The sequence below is a fragment of the Streptosporangium longisporum genome, from assembly GCF_039534895.1.
GTDB lineage: Bacteria > Actinomycetota > Actinomycetes > Streptosporangiales > Streptosporangiaceae > Streptosporangium > Streptosporangium longisporum.
This window is the reverse complement of sequence record NZ_BAAAWD010000016.1, coordinates 1-15,846: the sequence shown is the minus strand read 5'-3', so window position 1 is coordinate 15,846 and position 15,846 is coordinate 1. Positions and strand designations below refer to the sequence as shown.

At 71.0% G+C, this 15,846-nt stretch carries 14 protein-coding genes; 5 read left to right on the top strand and 9 right to left on the bottom strand.

Translation table 11 applies throughout. From position 1 onward, the window contains the following. Positions 1–65: 65 nt before the first annotated feature. The 3 genes from ABD832_RS30300 to ABD832_RS30290 form a co-directional block, all read right to left on the bottom strand. Positions 66–377 carry a hypothetical protein gene (locus ABD832_RS30300; protein WP_344901868.1) on the bottom strand — a complete coding sequence of 104 codons (312 nt, stop codon included), beginning with the start codon at positions 375–377 and terminating at the stop codon, positions 66–68. Next, positions 367–855, bottom strand: a complete 489-nt coding sequence (locus ABD832_RS30295; protein WP_344901865.1) for a hypothetical protein — start codon at positions 853–855, stop codon at positions 367–369. The genes ABD832_RS30300 and ABD832_RS30295 overlap by 11 nt, the downstream gene beginning before the upstream one ends. Before the next feature lie 152 nt (positions 856–1,007). Continuing rightward, positions 1,008–2,177, bottom strand: a complete 1,170-nt coding sequence (locus tag ABD832_RS30290) for a helix-turn-helix domain-containing protein (protein ID WP_344902201.1) — start codon at positions 2,175–2,177, stop codon at positions 1,008–1,010. Between the two features lie 321 nt (positions 2,178–2,498). Here ABD832_RS30290 and fxlA point away from each other — a divergent pair, with 321 nt between their 5' ends. The 4 genes from fxlA (at position 2,499) to fxlM (ending at position 8,221) form a co-directional block, all read left to right on the top strand. After that, complete coding sequence (gene fxlA / locus ABD832_RS30285) at positions 2,499–2,651, top strand: FxLD family lanthipeptide (RefSeq protein ID WP_344901862.1); 153 nt, start codon at positions 2,499–2,501, stop codon at positions 2,649–2,651. A gap of 146 nt (positions 2,652–2,797) precedes the next feature. Continuing rightward, entirely contained in the window at positions 2,798–5,767 is a 2,970-nt protein-coding gene (locus ABD832_RS30280; protein ID WP_344901859.1) for a lantibiotic dehydratase, read from the top strand. Next, positions 5,764–6,927, top strand: coding sequence for a lanthionine synthetase C family protein (locus ABD832_RS30275; RefSeq protein WP_344901856.1), 1,164 nt, complete (start codon positions 5,764–5,766; stop codon positions 6,925–6,927). The genes ABD832_RS30280 and ABD832_RS30275 overlap by 4 nt, the downstream gene beginning before the upstream one ends. A gap of 91 nt (positions 6,928–7,018) precedes the next feature. Next, on the top strand, positions 7,019–8,221 hold the full coding sequence (fxlM, locus tag ABD832_RS30270) for a methyltransferase, FxLD system (protein WP_344901853.1): 1,203 nt from the start codon (positions 7,019–7,021) through the stop codon (positions 8,219–8,221). A 72-nt stretch (positions 8,222–8,293) separates the two neighbouring features. Here fxlM and ABD832_RS30265 read toward each other — a convergent pair whose 3' ends face one another. The 6 genes from ABD832_RS30265 to ABD832_RS30240 all read right to left on the bottom strand — a co-directional run bounded on the left by ABD832_RS30265 (position 8,294) and on the right by ABD832_RS30240 (position 14,656). After that, positions 8,294–8,575 carry a hypothetical protein gene (locus tag ABD832_RS30265; RefSeq protein ID WP_344901850.1) on the bottom strand — a complete coding sequence of 94 codons (282 nt, stop codon included), beginning with the start codon at positions 8,573–8,575 and terminating at the stop codon, positions 8,294–8,296. A gap of 234 nt (positions 8,576–8,809) precedes the next feature. Continuing rightward, positions 8,810–10,774: a hypothetical protein gene (locus ABD832_RS30260; protein ID WP_344901847.1), complete on the bottom strand. Its 1,965-nt coding sequence runs from the start codon at positions 10,772–10,774 to the stop codon at positions 8,810–8,812. Continuing rightward, a complete protein-coding gene (locus tag ABD832_RS30255) occupies positions 10,771–12,006 on the bottom strand; it encodes a hypothetical protein (protein WP_344901844.1) in 1,236 nt (411 codons plus the stop codon). The genes ABD832_RS30260 and ABD832_RS30255 overlap by 4 nt, the downstream gene beginning before the upstream one ends. Next, positions 12,003–13,499, bottom strand: coding sequence for a hypothetical protein (locus tag ABD832_RS30250; protein ID WP_344901841.1), 1,497 nt, complete (start codon positions 13,497–13,499; stop codon positions 12,003–12,005). The genes ABD832_RS30255 and ABD832_RS30250 overlap by 4 nt, the downstream gene beginning before the upstream one ends. Positions 13,500–14,063: 564 nt before the next feature. Beyond that, the gene (locus ABD832_RS30245) at positions 14,064–14,300 is read right to left on the bottom strand and encodes a hypothetical protein (protein WP_344901838.1); all 237 of its coding nucleotides are present in this window, start codon (positions 14,298–14,300) and stop codon (positions 14,064–14,066) included. Further along, positions 14,297–14,656 carry a hypothetical protein gene (locus ABD832_RS30240; protein ID WP_344901834.1) on the bottom strand — a complete coding sequence of 120 codons (360 nt, stop codon included), beginning with the start codon at positions 14,654–14,656 and terminating at the stop codon, positions 14,297–14,299. Before ABD832_RS30240 ends, ABD832_RS30245 begins: the two co-directional genes overlap by 4 nt. A gap of 90 nt (positions 14,657–14,746) precedes the next feature. On the opposite strand from ABD832_RS30240, the gene ABD832_RS30235 reads away from it, so the two are divergent. Continuing rightward, positions 14,747–15,523 carry a GntR family transcriptional regulator gene (locus ABD832_RS30235; RefSeq protein ID WP_344902198.1) on the top strand — a complete coding sequence of 259 codons (777 nt, stop codon included), beginning with the start codon at positions 14,747–14,749 and terminating at the stop codon, positions 15,521–15,523. The last annotated feature ends 323 nt before the right edge of the window (positions 15,524–15,846 follow it).

Sequence of the window (15,846 nt, the reverse complement as noted above, 5' to 3'; positions counted from 1 at the left end):
TAGGCGCACGGGAGTGGAACAGCGTGGCGACCCGGGAGTAGGGTCCGCAGGCCGTCACGCTGGTCTTATCGCGCCGCCGCCGTGTGGTTGTCGACGTTGAACGGACGCAAGCGCATAGTGATCCGACGCGCGGCCCTTACCGGGTAGGTGCTCGGGTTCCGCTCGGCGCGGTCGGCTCCGGAGCAGGAGGACCAGAAGAAGTTCGCCGCCTCCGCGTCGATCCACACGACGAGGTTGGGGACACGCAGCTGCGGCAGGCCGTCCTCGTAGACGAGCGTGGGGGAGATGCCGTGCTCGGAGAGCTCGCGCTGGAGGAAACGGATCGCGGCAGCTGCCGGCGTGTCCTGGTGAGGGACTGGGGAGGTCTCAGGAGGCACGGTCGTCAGCTCCTTCTCGGGTGAGGGTGTGACCCCGGGGCGCCATCGGCGGGAGCCCCGGGGTCACTCGGAATGGCAGGTCCTGCGGTGATCCCGCGGCGGGAGAAGAGTCAGCGGGATCACCACTTGGGGGCGGGTGGACCTGCCAGTGGCCTTCGTTGAGGAGCTGGTCCAGAAGCACGCTCGACAGCAGGGAGCCTTCTCGGACCAGGGTCGTCATGGTCTGGCGGCGGAGCATGGCGTAGTGGGCGGCCAGGCGCTTCGCGGCTCGGCCGGGCCTGCGCTCGGACGTTGTGCGCCAGCCGTGCTTGCGGCGCCTGCTCTGGGGCGCGTCCCACTGGTAGTGGTGTCCGTCGCAGCGGACCACCAACCCCACCCAGACGGACACGAGGACCTCGCCCCGATCCAGGTAGTACGGCTGCACGTCGGCGGTTATCTGGTGCATTTTGGACAGCGCTGCGGCGAGGCGCAGAGCCATCCGTAAGGCCGGGCTCCTGCGCTCCGCTTCTGTGATGCAAGGAAGCTGGAGAGACATAGCCAAGACCGTAGGGCGTCAATTACGGCACGTCATTGACACTTTCGCTGACGGCTCTGCGAAAGTATCAATGACGTGCCATTTCCGCAGGTCAATTAGTAGGGGACGCGGAGGGCGTCAGCGAGGTGCCGTGTGCTCGCTGGGAGTGTACGGCGGCGCATGAGCAGACCAGCCAGGATCTGCCGAGCGTACTTCTGAGCGACCAGCCATTCAGGGGAAGTGCGGTAAATGTCCTCCAATACGGCCATTGCCTCTGCGGGCTTACCAGTAGCGTGTAGCGCCATCGCAACATCCAAACGATGACGGTTTCGGCCTGCTGAATCGCCATTAAGAAGGTTGCCCGGAATGCGGTCGGCGATTGAGAGAACCTTGTCGTAGTGGTCGATGATCCCGGCGTTCTCGGCGACGACCATCGCCACGGTGACCGGACCGAACGTGCGGTGGGTAGAGCTGTCGGACTCGACCTCGCGACCGATCCGGACGGCGGCGGCCCGCGCGAGGCGGATGGCGTCCTCGGCCTCGCCGGGCCGGTTGTCGCGCACGGCCGCGCTGCTGACGCTGATGAGCAGCCGCCCCCACATGGCCAGCTCAGCGGCGGAGGCGCGCGAGAACCTGGGCTCGATGTCGTCGGCCCACCGCGTCGCCAGCTCGCGGGCCTCGGTCAGCCGGCCCATGCGGAGGTACATCCACGCGAGGGTGGCGGCGGAGGCGGCAGCGTCGAGGCGATCCTCGGCTGCGTCTATGGCCAGCCGTATCGGCGCCTCCGCGCGCTCCCACCGGCGTAACTGGACGCACAGCCAGCCCGTGATGTTGAAGAGCCGGGAGCGCACCGCGCGCCCTTCGCCGCCGAGGGCGTCGACGTCGCGGATCAGGGTGGGGAGCAGTGCCGCGACCTCTCCGTACCGGTTGGCGGCGAGCAGCGGCTTGAGGCCGTCGATCTGGGCTCGTACTTCGGGGAGAGACGGCGCCTCTTGCGGAGCGGGCATTTTGCCGTGCAGAGCGCGTTCGACCGGCTCCCACACACCGGTGTCGATCGGCGGCTCCTCCTCCTCGGTTTGAGGGGCGCCGTTGAGGAGTGTGCTGGTGTTCATGCGCAGCGCGCGGGCCACCTTGTGAACGGTGGCCATCTGAGGCTCTGTCACCACTCCCTGCTCGATTTTGCTGATGAGGGACTTCGACACTCCGGAGAGGTCGGCGAGTTCCCTCTGGGTGAGGCCGTGCCTTTTCCGAATGGAGTGAAGCCGTTGGGCAAGGCCCGTTTGCATGCTAGTTTCTGACATAGCCCTGCATCTCCTGAACCTTGATGACTCGACACCATCAGGCTACGGGTGCAGGGCTCATTCATGTCAGTCTTAGCTCCAAGATTCCTGCCGTAGAGACCTTGACAGGCTCCCGCCGGATCATGTTGTAGCAAAGCTTTCACGTTTCCAAATGCCGTTTGACGTCGGTAAACGGCTCTCGTTGATACTTCCATTCTCGCGACGGCCAAAGTGTCATTGACCTGGCCACGCGAGAGGCGTGCAATTCGGGTGTCAACTAGCTGTCATGTCTCATGACGCTAAGCAACTACCCCTGGAGGTCTCGCCATGATCGCGACCACACTCCCCCCGCCGCCCGCCGCCCTGAGCACGCTGGACCTGCGCGTCATCGTCGACGTCGCCCCGGGCACCCCGATCGCGCCCTGCGGCACCGACGACGGATGCGCGGCCAGCTGCGCCTCCTCCTGCACCAGCAACTAGCTGGCGACGCCGCGGGGCCGGGACATCCCGGCCCCGCGGCCCTGCCCCGTTCCCGACTTCGATCCCGACCGGCCGGAGGAATGATGCCCTCCCTCAGCTCGCCGCTCTACCGGCACGATGGCGTTGCGCTGCTTCGAGCAGCGGCCATGGCGCTGAGCCACACCCCCACCGTCTGGCCCGACCCGGGCGACACCGACGCGTGCCGCGCGTGGCTGTATCAGGTGTGGTCCCAGCCTGACCTGGCTGACGCGATCCAGCAGGCCAGCCGCCACCTCGCTGACTGCGTCGACGCCGTGCGCACCGGCCGGCCGGTGCGGGCCAAGCAGGTGCGCCGCGCGGCGGAGGCCACGGCCCGCTACCTGCTGCGCGCCTCCGGCCGGCCCACGCCCTTCGGTCTCTTCGCCGGGGTGGCTCACGTGACCTTGGGATCAGCCGCCGTGGTGCGCTGGGGTGAGGATCACCGAAGCGCGGTCCGCGTCGACGCCCAGTGGCTGGGCGACATCGTCGAGCGCCTGGAGGCGTGTCCGGAACTGCTGGAGCGCCTCGACGTCGTGTTCAACAACCTCGCCACCCGCCGTGGCGGGGAGCGGCTCGAAGTGCCGCACGGCCCGAACCGGGCAACGATCCGCTACGGCAGTGAGATCGAAGCGATCCGGGCCGCGTCGGCGTCGCCCATCCGGTTCGCTGACCTGGCCCTCAAGCTGACCGAGACCTTCCCCGACGCCGGTCAGCCCCTGATCCGGGTCGTGCTCACCACGCTCGTGCAGCAGGGCTTTCTGCTCACGTCCCTGCGGGCCCCGCTGACGGTCACCGACCCGTTGGCCTGGGTGATTGACCGGCTCCACGAAGCGGCGGCGGTGGCCACGCCCATCGCGCCGCTGCTGGGCGATCTGGAGGTCATCCAGGCGCAGGTGCGCGACCACAACCACGAGACCACCCGCAGCGGGCAGCGGCAGGCGTACGAGACGCTCACCCGCCGCATGCGTGAGCTGTCCCCTGCCGGCCGCACCCCGCTCGCGGTGGACCTGCGCCTGGACTGCACGATGCAGCTGCCCCGCGGGGTGGTCCGGGAAATGGAGCGGGCCGCCAGCGCGCTGCTGCGCCTGACCCGGCAACCGGAGGGGGAGGCGACGTGGCGCACCTTCCACACGGCGTTCGTGGACCGCTACGGCACCGGCGCCCTGGTACCGCTCACGGAGGTCATCAATCCCGACGCTGGGCTCGGCTACCCGGCCGGGTACCCGGGCAGCGTCTTCTCCGTGCCGGTGCTCACCCCGTCGAAGCGCGACGAGCAGCTCCTGGCGCTGGCGTGGCGCGCGACGGTGACCTCCAGCTCAGAGATCATCCTCACCGAGCAGGACATCCACGACCTGAGCGGTGGCCTCCTCGATGAGCGCTCCATTCCGCCCCATGTGGAGCTGGCCGCCCGCGTCCACGCCGACAGCCTGCAGGCGCTGGAGCGCGGTGACTTCACCCTCACCGTCTCCCCGGCCCGCAGCGCGGGCACCCTCACCTCGCGCTTCACGCTCGCCGCCGCCGGATCCGGCCTAGAGCAGGTCTACCAGGCCGTCCCCGCCGCGACCGTGGGCGCCGCGTCGGCGCAGCTGTCGTTCCCGCCGCTGTACCCGCACGCCGAGAACATCTGCCGCGTCCCGCGGTACCTGCCTCAGGTGCTGCCCCTCGGGGAGCACCGCGGCCCTGACGAGACGTCGATCGCGGTGGAGGACCTGGGCATCATCGCGACCCGCGACCGCCTGCACCTGGTCAGCCTGTCGCAGGGGCGGGTGATCGAGCCGCAGGTGTTCTCCGCGCTGGCGCTGAACAAGCAGCCCGCCCCACTGGCCCGGTTTCTGGCTCACCTGCCGCGCGCGTTCGGCGCCGCGTGGACCGAGTTCGACTGGGGACTCGCCTACGGACTGCCGTACCTTCCGCGGGTGCGGTACGGGCACACCGTCCTGCACACGGCCCGCTGGCGGCTCACCGCCGAGGACCTGCCCCTCGGCAAGAGCGGCTACGACGAGGAGCTGCGCCAGGCCCTGCAGGAGTGGCGGATGCGCTGGCACTGCCCGGCCACCGTGGAGCTGCGCGAGGACGACCGCAGCCTGCGGCTGAACCTGGAGGAGCCGTTCCACATCCACCTGCTGCGCGCGCACCTCAAACGCCACGGGCACGCCGTGCTCGTGGAGACCGCGGCCGCGTCACGGTTCGACTGGTGCGGCGGGCACGTCCACGAGATCGCTGTGCCGCTCGTGGCGACGCACCGGGGCGTCCCCTCTCCGTTGCGTGGCCCGCTGGTTCAGGTGCGTAACCGCGACGGGCAGGCGCCGGGCAGCGCCGGAGCCGCCTGGCTGTACGCGAAGCTCTACACCCATCCCGAGCGGTACAACGAGCTCATCGCCTTCCACCTGGCGGCTCTGCTGGCCAGCCTCGGCGACGAGCCGCCCTACTGGTTCGTGCGCTACCGGAGCCCGAACGAGACCCCCCACCTGCGGCTGCGGGTGCGCACCCCGGACGGTGAGCGCCGGTCGGCGTACGCGGCGGCGGTCGGGGACTGGGCGCAGCAGCTACGCGACGCCGAGGTGGCGGGGCGGCTGGTCTTCGACACCTACTTTCCCGAGGTGGGCCGCTACGGGTACGGCACGGCCATGGACGCGGCCGAGGAGGTGTTCGCCGCTGACTCCCGCCTGGTGGCGGCCCAGCTGCGGCACCTGACCGTCACCCCCGCCGCGCTGGCCGCGATGAACATGGTCGACATCGTGCACGGCTTCCTCGGTGATCCATGCGCCACGACGCACTGGTTCGCCGTCCGGCCCGCCCGCGCCGAGACCCCCGCCGGGCGGGCGGTGGCCGACGAGGCGATCAGCCTGGTCGTGCGCAGCGCGCCGCCCGACTGGCCGCAGGAAGTCCTCGCGGCGTGGCAGGCCCGCACGGCAGCGCTGCACACCTACCGGGGGCAGCTGCCCGTCGACGCGGACACCGACGTCGTCTTGGAGTCGCTGCTGCACATGCATCACAACAGGGCCGTAGGCGTCGACCGTGAAGGCGAGCGAACCTGCCGGCGCCTGGCGCGGCAGGCCGCTCTCGCCTGGCGAGTGCGCGCCGGGCACGGACGGTGAAGCCGCCCGCCCCGGGACGGGGCGACGAACTGGGCACCGGCCCCGCGGGGATCGCCCTGCTGCACATCGAGCGCGCCCGCGCCGGCTGCGGCGAGTGGGACAACGTCCGGGAGTGGGCGGCGGCCATGACCTGTGACCCCGTGATCGCTGATCCCGCCGTGTGCGGCCTGTACCGGGGTGCCCCCGCTGTCGCCTTCACCCTGCACACGGCCGACCAGCCCGCCTACACGGACGTGCTGACCGTCCTGGACGGCCACGTCGCCACCATCACCGGGCACCGCCTGGCCCACGCCCACGCACGTATCAAAAACGGCCGTTTTCCGGAGCTGCGGGAGTTCGATCTCATCAGCGGCCTGACTGGCATCGGCGCCTACCTGCTGCACCGCCACGGCGGCGGGGAGCAGCTGCGCGACGTCCTGGCCTACCTGGTGCGGCTGACCGAACCGCTGACGGTCGACGGCGAGACGTTCCCCGGCTGGTGGTGCGGCTCCGCCGCCGGGGGAGAGCCCTCGCAGCGCTGGCCAGGCGGTCACGGCAACCTCGGCCTCGCCCACGGCATCGCCGGGCCGCTGGCGCTGCTGGCGACCGCGATGCGACGCGGCATCACCGTGGCGGGGCAGGCCGAGGCGATGGATCGGATCTGCTGCTGGCTGGAGCAGTGGCGCTGCGGCACCGGAGCAAACGCGTGGTGGCCGGGGATGATCTCCCAGGCCGAACGGCGCGGCGGCACCGTCCAGCAGCCCGGCCCGCAACGGCCGTCCTGGTGCTACGGCACGCCGGGCATGGCCCGCGCCCAGCAGCTCGCCGCCCTGGCGGTCGGCGACCCGCAGCGGCAGCGCCACGCTGAGGAGGCGTTGGCCGGATGCGTCGCCGACGACAAGCAGCTGTCCCTGCTGGGGGATGCGTCGCTGTGTCACGGCTGGGCCGGCCTGCTCCTGAGCACGTGGCGCGCGGCCGCCGACGCCGACGACGGCGGGAAACTGGCCGGCCTCGTGCCGCGCCTGCAGGAGGGCCTGGAGTACCGCCTGCGCCAGCACGGGCTGCCGGTCGGTGACGGCCTGCTGGAGGGGGCGGCGGGGGTGCTGCTGGCCCAGCACACCACCGCCTCGAACGCGTCCGCCTCCTCGGGGTGGGATGCCTGCCTACTGCTGAACGGCTGATGACTCTGACCACCCACGACCCGCGAGATGAACGAGCTAGGATCCGCCTGCCTCTCTCCCCGGCGGTCCTCCGACGAAGGGATAACGATCAATGAAGACCACCACCAGCATCTCCCCTGAGGCGCTGCGTGACCGTATGGTCGACCGCATCGTGCATGCCGGTCACGCCCGCTTCGGCCTCGTTGGGAAGGCCATGCGGACGGTGCCGCGTCACGCGTTCGTGCCTGAGGTCTCCCTTGAGGAGGCGTACGCCGACCAGGCCGTGATCACCAAGCGGAACGATGGCGGCGCAGCTCTCAGCTGCGCGTCGCTGCCCCTGGTCGTGGGCATGATGCTCGACCAGCTCGGCGTCATTCCCGGCGCCCGCGTCCTGGAGATCGGCGCCGGCACCGGCTACAACGCGGCGCTCCTGGCGTACCTGGTGGGCCCCGACGGGCAGGTCACCACCGTCGATATCGACCCGGAGGTGACCGCGCAGGCCCGGCAGGCGCTGGACACGACCGGCTACGGCCACGTGAAGGTGATCACGCGGGACGGCGTGCTCGGCGCGGCCGAGTACGCCCCCTACGACCGTCTCATCGCCACGGTGGGCGTGTGGGACATCCCGCCCGCCTGGTGGGAGCAGATGACTCCCGGCGGGCGCCTGGTGGCTCCTCTACGCTGGCGCGGCCAGACCCGCAGCGTCGCCCTGGCCCGCGCGGGCGAGCGGCTGGTTTCGGACTCGGTGCAGCTGTGCGGCTTCGTCCCCATGGTCGGCCAGGAGGGGGAGCACGCCGGGCACATCGCCCCGGACGGGCAGGTCACCCTGTACTGGGACGCTGACCAGGCGGTCGACGTGGACGCGCTCGACGGGGTGCTTGAGCAGCCGAAGGAGGCCGTCTGGGCTGGGGTGACGGTCGGCGGCGGGGAGTCCTTCGACGGGATCTGGCTGCGGCTGACCGGCGTCGAGCCGGGCACCTGCCGCCTCGCCGCTGATGACACCGCGATCGACAGCGACCTGTGCTTCCCCGCGGTCGCGTCACGCAGCGCCGCCCTGGTGGAGGGGAACTCGCTGGCTTACCTCAGCCGCCGCCGGAACGAGAACAGCAGCCCGGGCAGGTGGGAGCTGGGCGCGGTCGGCCACGGCCCGGTCGGCGCCGAGCTCGCGGCGCGGCTGAGTGAGCAGATTCTCGCGTGGAACCGTGACCGGGACGCCGAGCCGATCATCACCGTGTACCCGGCGGGTACGCCCGACGACCAGGTGGACGGTCTCGCCATCGACAAGCAGCATGTCCGGCTGGTGGTGTCCTACTGATCACCGGGTGGAGCGACAGCAGAGAGCCCCCGCCCTTCTTCGGAAGGGCGGGGGCTCTCCGCGTGCGAGGGGTTACAGGACGAGGACCGCGATCGCCGTGGTGGCCGCGCAGCCGTAGGCGATCAGCTGCAGGGCGGTGGGGCGGGGCGAGCGGGTGGCGGCGTACATGATGAGCGGGACCGTGACGGCCAGGCTGAAGAGGGCCAGCAGCATCACCCCGCCCAGGGCGCTCCAGCTGGTGGTGGCGCGCATCAGCAGCGGGGTGCTCATGATCGCGCCGACCATCAAGACCACCTCCAGCCACGCGATCAGCAGAGGTAAGCCGGTGATCTCGGCGGGGGAGCGGTGGCTCATGGCGTCTGGGTCCTTCGGTCGATGGGGAGAGAGCCGGGGGGTGCGCCACGGATCCACGGGTTGCCGCTGAGCGGGGCCCGAGTGCTCCCCGCGGGGGTGCGGGCGCTGCGTCGGCGGTACCCGTGAGATCCGTGTCATGTGTGATTTGTGCAGGTCAGGGTGCGAATTGATCCGTGGAGAAGATGTGTGATCGACACGTGTTGACCCGTGGGCGCGCACGGGTCCGGTCACGGATCACGACGTCGTCCGATCCGGTCGGCCGGGCCAGGCGTAGACCTCGTCCGGCACCGGCTCCCCGGCTTCGATCCGGGCGCGGGCGGCGGCCAGGTCCTCGCGCCGGTACCCGCGGCCCCGTGTCCCGTCCGGCTCCTCCCACGCCTCGATGGGGCTGACCCCGAGGGCGCCCAGGAGCATCCCCAGACGCCGGGCGGTCAGCCCGGCCCCGCCTCCGGGTGGGATCTGCTCCAAGATGAGCCGCGTGTGCAGGCGGGCGGCGTTGCGGGCCTCGAAGAGACCTTCGACGGCTGTGAGGATCGGCGGCACCGTGGGGCCGAAGCCGTCCGTCAGGGCGGCGAACACCGCGGCGTCGTCGGCCGGGGGACCAGCGGGCAGCCCGCCCCCGCCGCCCCCGCCACCGCCGGTGTAGGGCGTGGCCACCGGGCCGGTGGACGCCGATCCGGTACGTGCGCCGACCAGATGGAAGCAGCGCTCCCAGTCCCAGCGCTGGGCGTAGGTGTCGCCGGCCGCGGCCGCCGACAGCTCGTCCAGCCCGGGGCGCAGGTCGGCCAGGGCCACGGAGAACGCCGGGATCTGGTTGTACTCGATGCGGTACGCCTTGGCCGGCATCGGCCGTGACAGCAGCCCGGCCTTCACGTACATGCAGCCCGGGTGCTGCATGCGCGCCAGGCTGCGAGCGATGGTGTGATCATCGGGGAAGATCGCTTGCCCGTCGGAGACCCGGCCGACACCGAGGCCGATCACGCTGCCGATCTGCGACTTCGTGTCGCCGTCGCCGAACATCGTGACCGTGCCGCGCTGGCCGATCATCGCGACCTTGATCTCCTCGCTGCGGCCCTTCCGCACGAGCTGCTTGATCAGCTTGAGGGCGGCGCGGGAGGCGACGACGTCGGCGACCTCGTCGATGATGATCAGGATCCGGGGGCAGGCCGTCGAGGCGATGACCTTCTCCCCGCCGATGCGGGCATTCGCGCGGGCTTGGCGGATCGCTTCGGCCACGTTGAGCATCAGGTCCCACTCGGCCGGGGTGGTGGCCACCCAGTCGATCACGGGCCGGTCCGCGTGCCCGGCCAGCCACGCCTGGAGCCAGGGGGCGGCCATCCGGCCGCCCTTGGGGTCGATCACCCAGATGAGGGTGTCCACCATCCGGCCGGTCTCCTTGATGACCACGTTGATGAGGTTCGACTTCCCCGCATCGGTGATGCCGGCGATCATCAAGTGCTTGTCCAGGTTCAGCAGCGTCTCTTCGGCGTCCTCATGACGGCCGATACTGAGCGGCTCATTGCCGGTGCGTGGGGTGACGTCGTCGGGGATGGGGATCGTCTCCGCGAGTATGTCGATCGCGGAGACGTGCACGATGACTTGATGAGCGAGATCGCCCTCTTCGACGCGGAGGGCACCACGGCGGAGGTTGCCGTGGGCGATCTCCACCGCGGTGCAGGCCCGCTCCATGGCGAGGACGTCGACCTTGCCGTCCTCGGGCAGGTCCATGTAGATCTTCAGCCCGGCCCGGGTCTCCTCGCGGCCCGTCTCGGTCAGCCCCTTGATGCCGGCGCGGGCCCACAGCCGCACCCACTCGCTGCTGTTCCTGCGCAGTTCGGCCTCTTCCCGCTCGGCGGCGGTGCGGGCGGCGAGCCGGGCGCGGTAGATGCACATCGCCGGGTAGATCGGGCCTAGCGAGCACGTTGCGATCGCCCAGGCGGTCATCGCCGTCGACGTCCAGGGGGAGTCGATCACGGTGTAGGCCAGCCACGCCCCGGCTGTGATGATGACCACCACGGCGTAGGTCATGGCGCCCACGCTGGCCGCGCGCACGGCGAGCGCGACCACGACTCCGGCCGCTGCGGCGACCGTCACCCACGCCAGCTGCATGGGCGAGACGCCGCCGGTGATCGACACGATCCCGGCCAGCGCGTAGAGGGCGCCCGCGAACAGGAGCGGGCGCGTCCAGTCGTCGTTCACTGCTGGGAGTGGTCCATCTTCGATTCGTTGGGGCGGGGGTTGTCCAGGCGCTCCAGGTCGGCTTCGTGTGCGGCGCGGAAGATCGGGCCGCCCTCGGCGGCGAAGTCGGTCAGGGAGCCGACCATGCCGCGCAGCTCGTCCAGGTGGTCGACCACGACGGGGTGCATCGGCTCCTCGTCGCCGAGACGGGTGCTGACGGTGGACAGCGACTCGTCGAGCGCGGTGAAGACCTCGTGCAGGTCAGCGACGAAGGCGGTCATGTCGGCGGCGTTCTGCGGGACGAACCCGCCGATGTAGTCACGCAGCGCTTCGGCGGCGGCGACGATGTTGCCCGATGACATGGTGGTACTCCTTGACGAGCTGCTGCTGGTGGTGGCGGTGGGCCGGGGGATGGCGGGGCCCGGCCGGGGCACGGGCGCCGCTGGCGCGGGGACGGGGGCGGGCTTCTTCGGCTTGGCCGGCTTTTTCGGCTTCGGCCCGGCGGCCGCCGGGACGGGCTGCTCCGGACGCTTCGGACGCTCTGGTGGCTCCAGCGCGCGCACCAGTTCGGTGCCTCCGCGCAGGAGCAGAGCGAGGGGGGTGAGGGCGAGGGCGGCGGCGCCGCGCGCCCACCACGCCGCATCGTGCGGGCTGAGCGGTTTCGGCTTTTCCCGCTTGCGGGTGCGGACCTTGATGACCGGCGGGCGCGGCGCGTGGGGGCGGGCAGCTGGCGTGCTCGACGCGCCGCGCCGTGCTCCTGCCGGAGGTGTTTTCGCGGGTCGAAACAGCGACGATGCGCCGCCGCTGGCGCGGCCTGCGGTCCGGCCCGCCGTGCGTCCTCCGGCCGCTGTACGTCCTGCGGCCTTGGGCGCCGGGGAGGTTGATGACCGCACCAGCCGGGGACGGCCAGCGCTGCGCGGGGACGCCGCGCTCCACTGCCAGCCCGGCGGTCGCGGCGCGGCCGTGCTCGGTCGGGCGCCCTGCCGCCACCGGATGACGGCGCCGACCACCACGAGGCCGCCCACGCCCAGACCCGCGGTCGGCCACGGGCCCAGCAGCTGCCAGGACGCGGTGCCGCCGGTGATGACCAGGATCAGCCCCGGCGCAGCGAACGCCCGGCCCAGCGAGGCATCGCCGGGCCGGGCGGCACGCTGCTCGACCGCGGCGGCCTCGCTGTCCGGCGCGGTGCGCTCGACTGGCCGGACGGGGATGATGACCCGCTCGGCCGAGTCATCGTCGATCGAGTACGTCATGCCGAAGCCTTGTCCTTGGCCCCCCGCGCGTTGGCGAGAGGCTGCTGCCACGCGGGCAGCTCCTTGACCCACTTGGCGCGGTAGCGGGAGGCCTGCGCCGGGTCAGCGTCGGCGGCTGTCGCGAGCTCGGAGACCCGGGGGTATTCGCCCTGGGCGACCGCCGCGAGCCAGTGCGCGTGCATGATCCCGACCTTCGTGTCAGCCGGGGGCAGGGGCGGCGGCGGGCTGGGGTTGACCGGGTTGATGACTTTGCCGGGCGGGCGCGGGGGGGTCATCAGGATGGTCATGCCGTGAGGGGTCGGCGGCCGCCAAGGGAGAGCGTGCGCCGACATGTTGGCGACGCCGACCTTGACCGGCGCGATGACCGGGCGCACGGTCACGCCCGAGGTCGTCTCAGCCGCGGGGGCCGGGTCGTTGGCCGGGGCCCGGCCGCCGGTGCCGCCGAGCAGCGGGATGACCTTCCCGTTGACCGGGTGGATGACCGGCTGGGCCCCCCGGTCCTTGGTCACCATGAGGATGTTGGCCTCGGCCGCGCGGGTCTCATCGCGGGCCGCGCGCACCTCATCGCGGGCGGCGAGGATCTCCTCACGCAAGACCAGCGTGTTGGTCAGCTCGCGCGTCCCGGCAGCGAGGCGGTCGATGGTGTCGGCCTCCTTCGGCCGAGCGGGTGGCGTGGGTGACCACGTACTGAACGGCACCACATCCACGAGCTCGGCCGTGCTGAACAGCGCGGCAACCTCCTGCTGCAGCAGTCGCTGCTGCCCGGCGTCGACCCCGAGGCCGATGTGTCGTACCGCGGCCGCGGCGCGCGACTCCATGCGCCGCATCGCCGAGGCGATCTTCTTCGGGGAGGCGCCGGCGTCGCGGAGCGCGCGGGCGCGTTTGGCCGCCAGGGCGATGCGGGTCCGGCGGCGCGCGGCGTCGACGTCGGCGGCGGTGCGGTCGGTCGCCTCGGCCAGGCCGAGCCAGACCAGGATCCGCTCAGGGGTGATTCTCCAGTGGATGCGGGTCTGGCCAAGGCGGTGCCGCTCGATCGCCATGCCGCGCTCCCACAGCCACGCCGCCACCAGAGGTGCGGCGAGCCGGAAGATGGTCTCGGCGACGCTGCGGGCGTCCATGCTCGACAGCACTGCGGTCAGGCCGGTGAGGACCCACACGGCGACGCCGTCGACGCCAGCGGGCAATTTAGCCTGAACGCTGCGGCGGGCCCGGACTGCGCTGGTGATGACGGCGATTTCGATGAAGGCGAACAGCAGCAGCCGCAGCGGGCCGTCGAAGCCGAGCACGTCACCGGAGAAGCGCCACATGCCCTGGGCGGAGACGCCGGTCGCGATGCTGGCCGCGACGACGGTGAGGATGTCCTCCACGGTGTAGCGGCCAAGGCGGCGCTTGAGCCACCAGAGCCCGAGGCCGAGGACGGTGGCGACGATCAGGGCGATGATCAATATCCAGATCGGCGGGACAAGGCCCGCCAGAGTGATTACGGTCTGCATCGGTTCGGAACTCTCCTAGGCACATAGGAGTGGGCTGGATCACGCAGAAGGCCCTCGTTCGGTTGCAGCCGGGCGAGGGCTTCTGTGTTCAGGTGAGAGGGGCTGTGAACTGAGAAGCCCCCGCCGCGTGAGGGTGCGACGGGGGCTGGCTTCCAGGCGGGCGGTCACCACCCGAACCGCCGGGGATAGGGGCCCGGCAGGCAGAGAGGGGGCTCTGCTGCCTGCCGGACGATCAGGGGGTGGGTGACCGGCCACCGCTTCCCGACAGAACAGCGGTGGCCGGACGATTTCGGGTGGTCCCGTCCTCACCCTCCGAGAGGGCGGGACCATCGGCCCGCGGGCGGGTGCCTGCGCACTCACCCGCGGGGGTCTATGGGGTGGTCTGCTTGACCACGGTTGCCTCCGTCGCCGGATGGTGTAGGCCATCGGGGGAGGGCGGGCGGGGACACGCGCTCCGGTCGATGTCCGGGTCCATGTCCCAGTCGAGGTAGATCAGCCCGTCCACTCGGCGGCGCCTCTCCAGGCTGCGGCGGCAGTGACGGCAGGTCGCGTGAGGAGCGCCGATCATCCTGCGCTCCCCTGCTGTGCCTGCCCTTCCTTGTCGAGCTTGTCCGCCAGGTCTTGGGGACGGTCGGCGTCCAGGGTGCGTCCGGGCCGGGTGGCGTACCAGGCGCCGGGGCGCCCGCGGCCGTTGCTGCGCCAGATCCGCCAGGTGGGGAAGCGGCGCTGCAGGTGCGTCAACCACTCTTCGGCGGTGAGCTGTGGGGGTGCGTCGTCGGTCGAGTGAGCGGGGCTGGTCATGCGACTACCGCCTCGGCGAGAAGGACGACTTCGGTCAGGTGGCCGGTGTCGGTGCGGGTGGCTCGGAACGAGTCGGTGATCAGCGACAGCTCGGACCACTCGGCGCCGTCCTGGGTGCTGATGGGGCGCCCGGGGTTGCGGACCTTCATGGTCAGGCCCGCGTCGGTGACGAGGACGGTGAGGCGGATGGTGCCGTTGGCGGGGGTGCGCCGCCTGGCGATCGCCATCTGCTGAACAACGGCCTGGGCGGCGCGCCGCGCCAGGTGCGGGTGGCGCTTGAGCACGATGGTGTGGACCCAGTCCTGGGCGCCGTCAGCGGACGCGGGCGCGAAGGATTTCTCGTAGTTCTCATGCATCGGGGGAACCGCCAAGCCTGGTAGCTAGGACTCGTTGTCTCGGTACCTAGCTTGCAAGCTTGGTACCGAGGCAGTCAAGCTAGCGGCGTGATGGATCACGATGAACGTCCGCGGTATCTCCGTATCGCGGACGAGTTGCGCAACCTCATCTCCTCGGGCCAGCTGGCGGACGGGGACCGGCTGCCGTCTATCCCGGAGATCATGCGCACGTACGGCGTCGCGGACCGTACGGCGCGCGACGTCCTGCGCACGCTGACGTCGGAGGGGCTCGCCGTCTCCAGGTCGGGGTCCGGTACGTACGTCCGGGTGCGCCCCCAGCTGCAGCGTCTGGTGCGCGCCTGGTACCGCAACGTGCAGGCGGGCTCCCCGTTCGCCGCGGACATGGAGCGGCAGGGACGTCGAGGGTCGTGGGACTACGACTCCCGGACCGTCGTCGCTCCGGCCGGTGTGCGTGAGCGCCTGGGCCTGGGCGAGGCCGGTGATCAGCCCGACGTGATGCAGACGGAGTACGTGTTCCGCGCCGATGGGGAGCCGGTGATGCTGAGCACCAGCTGGGAGCCGCTCGCGCTGACCCGCGGCACGCCGGTCGTCGTCCCGGAGGAGGGGCCGCACGGCGGACGGGGTGTGGTGGAGCGGATGCTGGCGATCGGGGTGGTCGTTGACGGGTTCGTGGAGACCGTGGGCGCCCGGCAGGGGAGCCCGCAGGAGTGCGCCGGTCTGGACCGGCCGCCCGGCAGCGTGGTGCTCACGATCGACCGCCGGTATCCGGCGGGTGATCGGGTGGTGGAGGTGGCCGACATCGTGCTGCCGGCGGACCTGTTCTTGCTCGTCTACTCCGGCCCGGTGGGGGACCGCGCGGCGGAGTGATCCATTGTTGTGAGATTCGCCACAGAGGCTGAGTGGCCTGCTCCTGGGGTGGGGGAAGGCCCCGGGCCGGGGAGTCCGTTTTACGGCAAAAGCCCCCTCCGCGTTGCGGAGGGGGCTTTTGTGTGGAGCTAACCCGCTGTGAAGTTTAGGGGGTTCTGACCTAGATCAGAAAGCTCCGGGATTGGGAGTGGATTGGGAGCAGGTCACTCCCGGGAGGGCTCTGAAATCCTCGGGAATCGTGGGTAATCCTGGGTGCCACATGTGCTCTGAGGTGGGCGAACCTGGAAAATGACGGGATATGGCGCTTTGGTAAACCTGCTTTG

Coding starts and splice junctions, on each gene's coding strand:
- ABD832_RS30295 (WP_344901865.1), bottom strand. CDS start 855: ATGGCTCTGCGCCTCGCCGCAGCGCTGTCCAAAATGCACCAGATAACC.
- ABD832_RS30290 (WP_344902201.1), bottom strand. CDS start 2,177: ATGCAAACGGGCCTTGCCCAACGGCTTCACTCCATTCGGAAAAGGCAC.
- fxlA (WP_344901862.1), top strand. CDS start 2,499: ATGATCGCGACCACACTCCCCCCGCCGCCCGCCGCCCTGAGCACGCTG.
- ABD832_RS30280 (WP_344901859.1), top strand. CDS start 2,798: ATGGCGCTGAGCCACACCCCCACCGTCTGGCCCGACCCGGGCGACACC.
- fxlM (WP_344901853.1), top strand. CDS start 7,019: ATGAAGACCACCACCAGCATCTCCCCTGAGGCGCTGCGTGACCGTATG.
- ABD832_RS30265 (WP_344901850.1), bottom strand. CDS start 8,575: ATGAGCCACCGCTCCCCCGCCGAGATCACCGGCTTACCTCTGCTGATC.
- ABD832_RS30255 (WP_344901844.1), bottom strand. CDS start 12,006: ATGACGTACTCGATCGACGATGACTCGGCCGAGCGGGTCATCATCCCC.
- ABD832_RS30250 (WP_344901841.1), bottom strand. CDS start 13,499: ATGCAGACCGTAATCACTCTGGCGGGCCTTGTCCCGCCGATCTGGATA.
- ABD832_RS30245 (WP_344901838.1), bottom strand. CDS start 14,300: ATGACCAGCCCCGCTCACTCGACCGACGACGCACCCCCACAGCTCACC.
- ABD832_RS30240 (WP_344901834.1), bottom strand. CDS start 14,656: ATGCATGAGAACTACGAGAAATCCTTCGCGCCCGCGTCCGCTGACGGC.
- ABD832_RS30235 (WP_344902198.1), top strand. CDS start 14,747: ATGGATCACGATGAACGTCCGCGGTATCTCCGTATCGCGGACGAGTTG.